We start from the raw sequence: 12474 nt of genomic DNA, 5'->3' as shown, positions 1-12474 counted from the left end.
TTTCTTTCTGGGCTTGAAATTCGGTAGGTCAGCTTGCAGCCAGTTCGGCCGGAAGCCTGAATTCGATGTTTTCCTCGCGGCCCGGGAGCACCGAGACCGTCACCGGTCCGATTCGCCGCAACGCTTCGATCACGTCATCCACCAGCACCTCGGGCGCCGAGGCGCCGGCCGTGAGGCCGACGGTCCTGGCACCTTTCAACCACTCCGGATTGAGCTCGCTTCCATCGGCGATCAGATAACTCGCGACACCGGCCTCAGTGCCGATCTCGCGGAGCCGGTTCGAGTTCGAGCTGTTGGCAGCGCCCACCACCAAGATCACGTCGACCAGCTTGCTCAAGTCCCTTACCGCAGATTGGCGGTTCTGTGTCGCATAGCAGATATCCCGGATGTCCGGGCCTTGAATATCTGTAAATTTGGCTTGAAGGGCCTCGATTATGCCCTTGGTGTCGTCGACCGACAGCGTGGTCTGGGTAATGTAGGCCACTGGCGTATCCGCCGGCAGCGCCAGGGCCTTGGCCTCTTCGACGCTCTGGACCAGCAGAACCGGGCCCGGAACCTGGCCCATCGTGCCCTCGACCTCGGGGTGGCCGGCATGGCCGATCAGGATCAGGGTGCGGCCCCTGGTGATATAGCGCTTCCCCTGATTGTGAACTTTCGTGACCAGCGGGCAGGTGGCGTTCAGCACCGGAAGGTCCCGGGCGGCGGCCTCTTCCTCGACGCTGCGGGCGACGCCATGGGCGCTGAAAACGGTCACGGCCTTCGGTGGAACCTCTGACAGCTCCTCGACGAAGACAGCGCCTTTGGCCTTCAGGCTCTCGACCACGTATTTGTTATGCACGATCTCGTGACGCACATAGACCGGCGGGCCATATTTCTCCAGTGCGCGTTCCACGATCTCGATCGCGCGCACCACGCCCGCGCAAAAGCCGCGCGGCTGCGCTAGATAAACTTCCATTGGACGCCCATCACGCAAATTGCACCAATCCGCTTATTTGTCCCCGGCGGCATCTCGATGCGACCAATGTTGCAATATCCGCACCATCGGCCAGCAAACCACGGTAACCGCCCACCCCATCGGGGCTCGGCGCATTGCAGGCACAGCACTTTGTGTCAAAAAATCGGCAACAAGGAAAGGTGCAGCGCCCTCTGGGTTCCCTCAAAGTCGGAGTAAGGTAATATAATACGCCATTGTGGCGAGCAAGGCGACGACATTTCTGCTCATCCCTTCGCCACTTTACCGCCTCAACTCCCCGGCTATACCGGCCGCCCGCATGATTTTGCCATGGCCTTTCGCCGTTTACCTCGAACCTTGTTCCGGCGAGAACGACCCAAACGGCAATAGGTTTCGCCTGGGAACTCCGCTAAACAGCGGGCGTTTTCGGCAGGCTGTTAACACTAGAAAGAAAAGACGTGCTGCAGAGCGTAGTCGTTGCCATTGTCAGGGCCTGTACCCGGTTTGCCACCCTCGTTGTCGTTCTCGGGCTCCTGCTGGCGGTGGGGGCGGGCTATTACACGTCCAAGCACTTCGCCATCAATACCGACATCAATTCGCTGATTGCCCAGAATCTCGACTGGCGCCAGCGCGACCAGCAGTTTGACCGTGCCTTCGATCGCGACGCCACGATTCTTGCGGTGGTCGAGGCCAAGACACCGGAGATGGCGACCGCCGCCGCCGACGCGCTGTTTGCCAGGCTGAAGGACGACAAGACCAATTTCCAGTCGATGCAGCAGCTCGGCACCGGCGAGTTCTTCGAGAAGAACGGCCTGTTGTTCCTGCCGACCGAGGAAGTCGGCAAGATCACCGGGCAGTTCGAATCCGCCGCGCCCTTGATCGAGATCATGGCCGGCGATCCCTCGATCCGCGGTCTGACCGGCGCGCTGGAGACCGGGCTTGCCGGCGTCAAGCGCGGCGAGGTCAAGCTCGACAGCACCGAGCGGCCCTTCAATCAGATCTCGGAGACGGTCGAAACCGTGCTCAACAAGGGCAATGCGATCTTCTCCTGGCGCGAGTTCGTCAGCGACAAGCCGCTGGAGGATTCGGACAAGCGGGCCTTCATCGAGTTCAAGCCGATCCTCGACTACAACCAACTGGAGCCCGGCAAGACCGCAACCGACGCGATCCGCAAGGCCGCGGTCGATCTCGATTTTGCGACAAAATATCAAGCGCGGGTGCGGCTGACCGGTCCCGTTCCGATTGCCAACGAGGAATACGCGACCGTTCAGGAAGGCGCTGTCGTCAACGGCATCGGCACGGTCGTTGTCGTGCTCCTGATCCTGTGGCTCGCGCTGCATTCGGCCAAGATCATCGTCGCCGTGTTCGTCAATCTGTTCGTCGGCCTCGCGATCACCACCGCCGCCGGCCTGATGATGGTCGGCTCGCTCAATCTGCTGTCGATCGCGTTTGCGGTGCTGTTCGTCGGCCTCGGCGTCGATTTCGGCATCCAATACAGCGTCCGCTACCGCTCGGAGCGTTACAAGGTCGATGATCTCCGCAAGGCGCTGGTGCTCGCCGCCCGACGCTCCGCGATCCCGCTGTCACTCGCTGCGATGGCGACCGCAGCCGGCTTCCTCTGCTTCATCCCGACCGACTACAAGGGCATCGCGGAGCTCGGCCAGATCGCCGGCGTCGGCATGCTGGTGGCCTTCATCTCCTCGATCACCATCCTGCCGGCGCTGCTCAAGCTGCTGAACCCGCCCGGCGAGAAGGAGCCGGTCGGCTACGCCTTCCTGGCGCCGCTCGATCACTTCCTCGAGAAGCACCGTGTGCTGGTCGTCGGCGGCACGCTGCTGATTGCTGTCGCCGGTCTGCCGCTGCTCTATTTCCTGAAGTTCGACTTTAACCCGATGAACCTGCGCAATCCGAACGCGGAGTCGATCGCGACCTTCCTCGACCTGCGCAAGGATCCCAACACCGGCGCCAATGCCATCAACGTGATGGTCAAGTCGGAAGAGCAAGCCAGGCAGGTTGAGGCGAGGCTCGAAAAGGTCCCGGAAGTATTGCGGGTGATGTCGCTCAACAGTTTCGTGCCGGAGGATCAGCAGCCGAAGCTGAAGCTGATCGCGCAGGGTGCCAAGGTGCTGACCCCCGCGCTCAATCCGGACCAGGTCGATGCAGCGCCGTCGGACCAGGAGAATGTCGAGTCGCTGAAATCCTCGGTCGCAAATCTCCGCCGGACCGCCGGCGACGCCAAAGGTCCCGGCGCGGTTGCCTCGCGCCGGCTCGCGGACGCCCTGGAGAAGCTCGCCAACTCGGACGAAGCGACCCGCAACAAGGCGCAGGACGTGTTCGTCACGCCGATGAAGATCGTGTTCGACCAGCTCAGGAACGCGATGCAGGCGGGGCCGGTGACCCTGAGTTCACTGCCGCCAGATCTCGTCGGCGCCTGGAAGAGCAAGGACGGCATCATCCGCGTCGAGGCCCAGCCCAAGGGTGATCCCAACGACAACGATACGCTGCGCAAGTTTGCGGCGGCCGTGCTCGCTGCCGAGCCGACCGCGATCGGCGGACCCGTCTCGATCCTGAAATCCGGCGACACCGTGGTGAACGCCTTCATCCATGCCGGCATCTATGCGCTGCTGGTGATCGGCCTGTTGCTATGGATCACGCTCCGTCGCATCGTGGACGTGTTGATGACGCTGGTGCCGCTCTTGGTTGCGGGTGCGGTGACGCTCGAGATCTGCGTATTGATCGGTCTTCCGCTGAACTTTGCCAATATCGTCGCGTTTCCGCTGCTGCTCGGCGTCGGCGTCGCGTTCAAGATCTATTATGTCGTCGCGTGGCGGTCCGGCAGGACAAACCTGCTTCAGACCAGCCTGACGCGCGCGATCTTCTTCAGCGCACTGACGACGGCGACGGCGTTCGGCAGCTTGTGGCTGTCGAGCCATCCGGGCACGTCCAGCATGGGCAAGTTGCTCGCATTGTCGCTGGTGACGACGCTTGCCGCAGTGCTGCTGTTCCAGCCGGCCCTAATGGGCAAACCCCGCAATCTCAGGGAGTAGGCAGATGTCGCCGACGGGGTCGGTGGAGCTCTTCTGACCCGGCTTGGCCGCGGCGGCACTCTTCGGAGCGGCCGCCGTCGGCGCAGGTGCCGCGGCCGGCGCAGACTTGGGCGCCGCACCGGTGGTTTTTGGCGCGCCCTTGGCCATGGCGTTGGCGGTGCTCAGGGGGATCGGCGGACTCACACGGGTCCAGGTCTCGCCGCCGCACAGGAAGCCCAACACGCAGCCCTTGATTTCGAGCTTGTCGGTGCCTTCAGGCGTGATGGTCGCACTATACATCTGACCATCCTTGGCGTTGTAGACCTGACCTTCCCATTGTTCGGCGCCGGCCGTCTTCTTCATGTTGATGAGGGTCGCCATGCCCAGTGTCGGCCTGTTCTTTTTTGAGACATCCGGATTGTTCTCGTCGCGGCCGCCGGGCTTCTTTTCCCAGGAAACCGCGCCCCACATGGCGCCATTGCATTGGGCGACGCGGATATTGGCGACGCCGTCAGCGACCCGCCAGTCGCCGGTAGGATCGGCGGCAAGCGCCGGTGTCAGGCAGGCGTAACCACTTGCCAGTATTATTCCGGTGTAAATGGCCAAACGCATATGTGTTCCTCGGCAGTGCAACATGGTCTAAAGCTGTGCTTGCGAAGATGGTCCGAAAAAGGGCAAAAGGCCGCACAGACCCTTTTCCGTTCGCTGACCGTTTTCAGTTGACGAAGCGGCCCTCAACCGAAGTATGTAGCGGATGAACAGTCCAAATCCAGACATGTCCCAGTTGTTCGCGGACCGTCAGGCCCAGCGCAGCACCCTGCATAATCGGTACCTGAACGAGCAGTTCGTCCGGGTTCTCAAGACCATCGGCTACGACGTCGGCTTCCAGAAGGGGCAGGGGCAGTACCTCTACGATCGGGAAGGCGCACGCTACCTCGACCTCTTGTCCGGCTTTGGCGTGTTCGCAATCGGGCGCAATCATCCCGTGATGCGCGATGCGCTGAAAAGCGTGCTCGACGCCGATCTGCCCAATCTCGTTCAATTCGACGTCTCGGTGCTCGCCGGCGTGCTCGCCGAGCGGCTCCTGAAATACGTTCCCTATCTCGACAAGGCGTTCTTCGCCAATTCCGGCGCAGAATGCGTCGAGGCCGCGATCAAGTTCGCGCGCGGCGCCACCGGCCGCCCCGGCATCGTCTATTGCGCCCACGGCTATCATGGCCTGACCTATGGCGCGCTGTCGCTGACAGGTGATTCGAACTTCCGCACCGGCTTCGAGCCGCTGCTGCCGGGTTGCACCTCGGTTCCGTTCAACGATCTCGCCGCGCTCGAGAAGGCGCTGGCTTCGCGCGAGGTCGCAGCCTTCGTGGTCGAGCCGATCCAGGGCAAGGGCGTCAACATGCCCTCCGACGAGTTCCTGCCGGGCGCGGCCGCACTCTGCAAGAAGTACGGCACGCTGTTCGTCGCCGACGAGATCCAGACCGGCATGGGCCGCACCGGCCGCTTCCTTGCGGTCGAGCACTGGAATGTCGAGCCCGACATGGTGCTGCTGTCGAAGTCGCTCTCCGGCGGCCACGTGCCTGTGGGCGCCGTGCTGACGCGCAAGAGTATCTTCGACAAGATCTTCAACCAGATGGATCGTGCCGTGGTGCACGGTTCGACCTTCTCCAAGAACGACCTCGCGATGGCCGCGGGCATCGCCACGCTCGACGTGATGGAATCGGAGAAGCTGATCGAGGCGGCCGCCAAGCGCGGCGCCGAGCTTCGCCTCGCGCTCACGCGCATGGTGCCCGGCTACGAACTGCTGAAGGAAGTGCGCGGCAAGGGCCTGATGATCGGCATCGAGTTCGGCCCGCCGAAATCGCTGCGGCTGCGGGCTTCCTGGAACGTGCTCGAGGCCGCCAACAAGGGCCTGTTCTGCCAGCTCATCACCGTGCCGCTGTTCAAGGATCACAAGATCCTGACCCAGGTCGCCGGCCACGGCAGCCACACCATCAAGCTGCTGCCGCCGCTCACCATCACCGAAGAAGATTGCGGTTGGATCGAGCGCGCCTTCGACGACGTCATCGCCGGCAGCCACAAGGTCCCCGGCGCGATCTGGTCGCTCGGCAAGACGCTGGTGGACAACGCGGTGCGAAGGTCGGCGTAGGGTCATCGCCCTCAGCTGCCGTAGCCCGTAGAATGGGTTGAGCCCTTGCGAAACCCATCGCGTCCCAGAGGCGGCGCGGAAGCAGCGATCTCCGAAAACAGCCAGCATGGCATAGTGCCACTGTTTTGCCCGACGGGTCAAACGATATTCGTAAAATACGAAGTGGTGCCGGTGTAAAGAGCGGCCGCCTGACGGGGCGGCTGGTTACGAAAACGAACCCGCCGTAGGCCTGTGATCCTTGCCGGCTCTCTGCCGGTTTGCCCGACGCTGCAATGACCTGACCGAGGAGACGCCCTGCCGGCCAGTAGCCGCGCCTCTACTGTGCATGGGGTTGTTTTTCAGTTTTTGCAGGAGTGCGAGGAGGCGAGGGGACGTAGCCCATGCTCGCTCCGCTGCATCCGGGCGAGGAAACTCACCCCTCCACATTCGCCTTCATCGCCGCCTCGAACTTGTCGACGAACTCGGTGAGCTCGTCGTTTCCGATATCGCTGACGGCCCAAAAGTTCAGGCCGCGCTCGCCCCAGCGGCGGCAGTTGAAGCCCTGCATGGTCTGTGTCTTCGGCGGCCGATGCTCGGTGCTCGCGGTCTGCGACACGAACAGGTTGATGATGTGCTGCCGGCGTTTGTACACGACCGCGCCGATGGCGCGCGCATCGACATAGTCGAGCCGGCCGCCGACCAGCGTGAAGCCTTGCGCGGTGAGGTCGATCACGGGCGGGGCGACGTCGAGCTTGCCGTTGAACCACGGCTTGACCGTGTGCTGGTCGGTCGAGACCACGTCGATGAGGTGGCCGGCCTGCAGCGAGCGCAGATGTGCGGTGACGACCTCCGAGAGGATGCGCTGCTGGTCGTCCTGACGCAGTACGACGGCGACGACGCCCGAGGCGGCGAGCGCAGAGACGACAGATCCCATCGCAAAGCCGCGCAGCATCGAGCGTCGGCTGGGCTGCGGCCGGGCCTGCGGAAGCGAGGCCTCGATACGTGCGCGCAGCGCCGCTGGCGCGCTGTAGCGCAGGTTGGTGCCGGCAAGCGCGCGCTTCATCTCTCGCTGGGCCGCGAACTCGGCCGTGCAGGCCGGACAGGTCGCCATATGGGCTTCGACCTCGCGCGCGTGGCCGGCATCGAGCTCATTGTCGAGCAGCGCGTGAAGCAGGATTTTTGCTTCGTCGCAGGTCATCTCAAATGCTCCTCTTCCGCCGTCCAGGCCGCGCGCAGCATGGCGCGGGCCCGGGCAAGGCGGGACATCACGGTGCCGACGGGGGCGCCGACGGCATCTGCAATTTCGCGATAGGACAGGTTGTTGATCTCCCGCAGCACGAAGGTTTCCTTGAACGGCTCGGCGAGCGCGTCGATCATCTTGCGAATGGCGCCGGCGTCGCGGTTGCGCAGCACTTCGGTCTCCGGACTCGCTTCGCTTTCCTGCCACATCGGCGTCTGGTCGGCCGCGCCGGGCGTGTCCTCGATCGCGGTGTGCGAGTGCTTGCGTCTGGCATATTCGGCGTTGCAGACATTGCGCAGGATCGCGAACAGCCACGGCTTCATGGCCGGGCCGCGATAGCTGTCAAAGTGCTTCAGCGCGCGCAGATAGCATTCCTGCACCGCGTCCTCCGCGTCGGAGGCGTCGCGCAGCAGATAGCGTGCGAGCGTGTAGACGTCGTCGAGATAGGGCAGTGCCGCCTCGCGGAAGCGCTGCGCCTTCTGGAAATCGTCGCTGACGGGCATCGCCTCTCGCTTTGCCTCTTGCTGCGTTTGGTGCGTCGTTTCGCCTTGGGGCCTGACCGAAGGCATGCGAGCCCGGCCGGTGTGCGACCACCGGCCGGGCAAGAGAGAGATGCCTTGGTTGGAGACGTTACTCAACCTTGATCATCCCTGTCATATGCGGGTGCAACGAACAAAAATATTTGTAGTCGCCCGCTTCGGTGAAGGTGAACGAGAACTTGTCGTCGGTGTCCAGGGCCTTGGACCGGAACTTGCCGGCCGACACCACGGTGTGCGGGATGTCGTCCCGGTTGGTCCAGGTCACGGTCGTGCCGACCTTGATCTTGAGCTCCGCCGGCTGGAAGACGAAATTGTCGATATGCACCTCCATGTTGGTGTCGTCGGCACGGGCGGTCGTGACGGGCAGCAGGATGGCCGCGGCCACAGCGACGGAGAAGTCGCGGCGATTGAGCGTCTTCATTGTCAGCTTCTCTTCAACCTTGAATCAACCTTGGAGCGGCGTGTCGATGATGGCGAGCCGCTGCTCGTTCTGCTTGAAGTTGATGCTGGCGACCCCGAGCATCGAGCGGAGCTTGGCGTCCTCGACCTTCATCGGTCCGGGAGAGGGGGCCGCGCCCGGCGCCGGTTGCGGGAAGGCGGTGGAACGCGCGGTGTGGAAAGTGACGTTGCCCTCGACCTTCTGCATCACCTGGTGGATGTGGCCGTTCAGCACGGTCACCGAGCCGAAGCCCTTGACGAATTCCAGCGCGCGGCCGCCGTCGTCGGTGCCCCAACCCCACTCCGGATAGACCGTCCAGAGCGGAATGTGGGCAAACAAGACGATGGGCGTGGATTTCGACTTGCCGCGGAGGTCGTCCTCGAGCCAGGCAAGCTGTTCGGTGCCGAGATTGCCGAGACCGCCGGCCTTGAGGTCGACGACATTGACCAATCCGACAAAATGCACGCCGCCGGCGTCGAAGGAGTACCAGCCTGCGCCCTTGGTGCCCCGGCCGTAGCGGTCGCGATAGAACTTGACCTCTTCGTCCAGGAAGTCGTGCTCGCCGGGCACGTAGTGCACATCCAGCTTGGACTGCGAGATGATGCGGTCGGCGTTGTCGAACTCGGAGGCCTTGGACAAATGGGTGATGTCGCCGGTGTGGATCATGAACGACGGCTTGGCCGGCATCGCATTGATCTTGTTGACGGCTTCCTCGAGCGTGCCCAGCGCATTGGGGTTCGCCGGCTTGTCGAAGCCGACATGGCTGTCGCTGATCTGGAGGAAGGTCATGCCCGGCGCCGCGGCGGTCGCGGCCTCAGCGGAATCGATAATGCCGAGCGAGCGCGGCACGCCGCCGGTAATGGTCCAGAGCACCCCGGTGCCGGCCCATGTCATGCATTCCAGGACCTTGCGGCGGCTGACGCCGTCGTCCCCGTGATCGTGTCCGCTCATCGCAACGTCTCCTTTGGCCCGGAATTGGGCTTCGGGGAGTTGATTGGGGGTGGGGCGGGTTTATTCGCGGAGGGGGATGACGTTTTCGTGAGGGGGCCGCGTTAACCGGGGCGGGCAAAGTCAGCCGCCCAAAATGTCGCGACCGAACTCCGCCGGCAATCGCCTACTTCGCATCCTCCAGGATCATCGTTGCCCCCTTCTCGGCGATCATCGCGGTCGGCGTGTTGGTGTTTCCCGAGGTGATGGTCGGCATGATCGAGGCATCGACGACGCGCAGGCCGCTGAGCCCGTAGAAGCGCAGGCGCTCGTCGACCACCGCCATCGGATCGTTCGCCGATCCCATCTTCGCCGTGCCGACGGGGTGGAAGATCGTGGTGCCGATATCGCCGGCAGCTTTGGCGAGCGAGGCATCATCGTCGCCGACCGAGGGGCCGGGCAGATATTCCGTGGGTCGATACTTCGCGAGCGCCTTCTGCTGCATCAGGCGGCGCGTGGTGCGGATGGCGTCGGCGCCGACCTGGCGGTCGTCGTCGGTCGATAAATAGTTCGGCGCGATGATCGGCTTGTCGTCAGGGCTCGCCGAACGCAGCCGCACGATGCCGCGCGAGGTCGGCTGGAGATTGCACGCGCTCACCGTGATGGCGGGGAAGCGGTGCAGCGGATCGCCGAACTTGTCGAGCGACAGCGGCTGCACATGGAACTGGATGTTGGCGCGCGCGCGGGTCGCGTCGGAGCGCGTGAAGATGCCGAGCTGCGACGGCGCCATCGTCAGCGGACCACGGCGGCGGAAGGCATAATCGAGGCCCATCAGGCCGCGGCGGAACAAATTGTAGTAGGTCTCGTTCAGCGTCCGCACGCCCTCGACCTTGTAGATCGCGCGCTGCTGCAGGTGATCCTGCAGATTGCGCCCCACGCCGGGCTTGTCCATCACGATGTCGATGCCGAGCGGCGCCAGCCAGTCGCCAGGTCCGATGCCGGAGCGATGCAGCACCTGCACCGAGCCGATCGAGCCGGCCGAGAGGATCACCTCGCGTTTTGCGCGCGCCTCGACGATCTCGCCGTTCTGGATGAAGCGCACGCCGACGGCGCGGCCCTGTTCGATGATCAGGCGATCGACCAGCACATGCTTTTCGAGCCGCAGATTGGGGCGGTTCAGGGCCGGCTTGAGAAAGCCGCGCGCCGACGACCAACGCCGGCCGCGCTTCTGGTTGACGTGGAAATAGCTCGTGCCCTCGTTGTCGCCGGTGTTGAAGTCAGGAATGCGCTTGATGCCCATCTCCTCTGCGGCGTCGCCGACGGCATCGAGAACGTCCCAGGACAGCCGCGGCGCCTCGATACGCCAGCCGCCGCCTGCGCCGTGGTGCTCGCTGGCGCCGAGGAAATGGTCCTCCAGCCGTTTGAACAGCGGTAGCACGTCATCATAGCCCCAGCCGGTCATGCCGAGCTGGCGCCAGTGGTCGTAATCGGCGGCCTGGCCGCGCATCGAGATCATGGCATTGATCGCCGAGGAGCCCCCGATCACCTTGCCGCGGGGGTAGGCGAGCGAGCGGCCGTTCAGGCCAGGGTCGGCCTCGGTCTTGAACATCCAGTCCGAGCGCGGATTGCCGATGGCAAAGAGGTACCCGACTGGAATATGGAACCAGATCCAGTTGTCGTCGCCGCCGGCCTCGAGGATCAGGACGCGGTTTCCTGATACGGCCGACAATCGGTTGGCCATGATGCAGCCAGCCGTACCGGCGCCGACGATTACGTAGTCAAACTCACCTTCGAGCCGCCTTGGCATTCTGCTTTCCACCCCGGATGGTCTCCAAACGCGCTCCGTCCTAATAGGCAGACGGACATGGCCGGACAAGCCCGGCCATGCCGAACGGCGGGACCAGACCCCGTTCTCCAGCAGTTGGGTGGACTAGCGCTTGCATGGTAGACGGGCTTGTATTTTCAACAAAGCTCGAGACCCTTCATGCCCATTGTCAACCGCGTCGCCGACCTTCAACCCGATATCCAGACCTGGCGGCGAGACATCCACCAGCATCCCGAGCTGCTCTACGATGTTCACCGCACCGCAGCATTCGTGGCCGATCGCCTCCGGGAATTTGGCTGCGACGAGGTTGTGACCGGCATCGGCCAGACCGGTGTGGTCGGCGTGATCAAGGGGAAAAAGGCGGCCGGCGAGGGGCTCAAGGCGATCGGCATGCGTGCCGACATGGACGCGCTGCCCGTCGACGAGCAGACCAACCTGCCTTACGCCTCGAAGACTCCGGGAAAGATGCACGCCTGCGGCCACGACGGCCACACCGCGATGCTGCTCGGTGCCGCGCGCTATCTCGCCGAGACCCGCAATTTCGCCGGCGACGCCGTCGTGATCTTCCAGCCGGCCGAGGAGGGCGGCGCCGGCGGCGCGGCGATGGTCAAGGACGGCATGATGGAGCGCTTCGGCATCGAGCAGGTCTACGGCATGCACAACGGCCCCGGCATTCCGATCGGCTCGTTCGCGATCCGGCCCGGCCCGATCATGGCGTCGACCGACGAGGTCGATTTCGTGATCGAGGGCCTCGGCGGCCATGCCGCACGTCCGCACAAATGCATCGATTCCGTTCTCGTGGGTGCGCAGCTGATCACGGCCTTGCAGTCGATCGTCGCGCGCAGCGTCGATCCCTTGGAATCGGCCGTGATCTCGATCTGCGAATTCCACGCCGGCAATGCCCGCAACGTCATTCCGCAAACCGCGACGTTGAGAGGCACGATCCGCACGCTGACGCCTGATGTGCGCAAGCTGGTCGAGAAGCGCGTGCGCGAAGTCGTGGCGGGTGTCGCCCAGATCACCGGCGCAAAGATCGACCTGCATTACAAGCGCGGTTATCCCGTCGTGAACAATCACGCCGCGCAGACCGAGGTGGCGACGCGCATCGCCAAGCAGGTCGCGGGCGATGCCAATGTGCTGGAGATGTCGCCAATGATGGGCGGCGAGGACTTCGCCTACATGCTGGAAGCGCGCCCCGGTGCCTTCATCTTCTGCGGCAATGGCGACAGCGCCGGCCTGCATCACCCTGCCTACAATTTCAACGACGAGGCGATCGTGTTCGGCACGTCCTACTGGGTCAAGCTGGTCGAGGAGCAGCTCGCAGCATCATGATGCGCTGAGCTGAGGCACGAATGAAAAGGGCCCGTGCGATGCGCGGGCCCTTTTTGTTGGCATGTCGTG

General features: G+C 63.7%; 10 protein-coding genes. 3 read left to right on the top strand and 7 right to left on the bottom strand.

The genetic code is table 11. From position 1 onward, the window contains the following. Window positions 1-28: 28 nt before the first annotated feature. Complete coding sequence (gene ispH / locus XH91_RS24070) at window positions 29-955, bottom strand: 4-hydroxy-3-methylbut-2-enyl diphosphate reductase (protein WP_128952879.1); 927 nt, start codon at window positions 953-955, stop codon at window positions 29-31. Between the two features lie 455 nt (window positions 956-1410). Here ispH and hpnN point away from each other — a divergent pair, with 455 nt between their 5' ends. Beyond that, entirely contained in the window at window positions 1411-3999 is a 2589-nt protein-coding gene (gene hpnN / locus XH91_RS24065) for a hopanoid transporter HpnN (protein ID WP_128952878.1), read from the top strand. Here the strand turns inward: hpnN and XH91_RS24060 are convergent. Next, window positions 3967-4590 (bottom strand): DUF2147 domain-containing protein, encoded by a 624-nt coding sequence (locus tag XH91_RS24060; protein ID WP_164934000.1) that lies wholly within the window; start codon window positions 4588-4590, stop codon window positions 3967-3969. The two genes, hpnN and XH91_RS24060, sit on opposite strands and share 33 nt — an antisense overlap. 142 nt (window positions 4591-4732) lie before the next feature. Here XH91_RS24060 and hpnO point away from each other — a divergent pair, with 142 nt between their 5' ends. Then, window positions 4733-6124: an aminobacteriohopanetriol synthase HpnO gene (hpnO, locus tag XH91_RS24055; RefSeq protein WP_128952876.1), complete on the top strand. Its 1392-nt coding sequence runs from the start codon at window positions 4733-4735 to the stop codon at window positions 6122-6124. Window positions 6125-6536: 412 nt separating this feature from the next. On the opposite strand, the gene XH91_RS24050 is transcribed toward hpnO, so the two are convergent. From XH91_RS24050 to XH91_RS24030, 5 genes are all read right to left on the bottom strand, one after another. Next, window positions 6537-7301, bottom strand: coding sequence for an anti-sigma factor family protein (locus XH91_RS24050; RefSeq protein ID WP_128952875.1), 765 nt, complete (start codon window positions 7299-7301; stop codon window positions 6537-6539). Then, window positions 7298-7846, bottom strand: a complete 549-nt coding sequence (locus XH91_RS24045; protein ID WP_164933999.1) for a sigma-70 family RNA polymerase sigma factor — start codon at window positions 7844-7846, stop codon at window positions 7298-7300. Before XH91_RS24045 ends, XH91_RS24050 begins: the two co-directional genes overlap by 4 nt. Window positions 7847-7973: 127 nt before the next feature. Next, on the bottom strand, window positions 7974-8303 hold the full coding sequence (locus XH91_RS24040; protein ID WP_128952873.1) for a cupredoxin domain-containing protein: 330 nt from the start codon (window positions 8301-8303) through the stop codon (window positions 7974-7976). A gap of 24 nt (window positions 8304-8327) precedes the next feature. Continuing rightward, window positions 8328-9272, bottom strand: a complete 945-nt coding sequence (locus tag XH91_RS24035; protein WP_128952872.1) for a metallophosphoesterase family protein — start codon at window positions 9270-9272, stop codon at window positions 8328-8330. Between the two features lie 163 nt (window positions 9273-9435). Beyond that, window positions 9436-11055, bottom strand: coding sequence for a GMC family oxidoreductase (locus tag XH91_RS24030; protein ID WP_128952871.1), 1620 nt, complete (start codon window positions 11053-11055; stop codon window positions 9436-9438). A gap of 177 nt (window positions 11056-11232) precedes the next feature. Between XH91_RS24030 and XH91_RS24025 the strand changes: the two genes are divergently transcribed. Beyond that, entirely contained in the window at window positions 11233-12405 is a 1173-nt protein-coding gene (locus XH91_RS24025; RefSeq protein WP_128952870.1) for a M20 aminoacylase family protein, read from the top strand. The last annotated feature ends 69 nt before the right edge of the window (window positions 12406-12474 follow it).

Source organism: Bradyrhizobium guangzhouense (genome assembly GCF_004114955.1).
Taxonomy (GTDB): Bacteria; Pseudomonadota; Alphaproteobacteria; order Rhizobiales; family Xanthobacteraceae; genus Bradyrhizobium; species Bradyrhizobium guangzhouense.
This window is presented reverse-complemented; position numbering and strand designations above follow the sequence as displayed.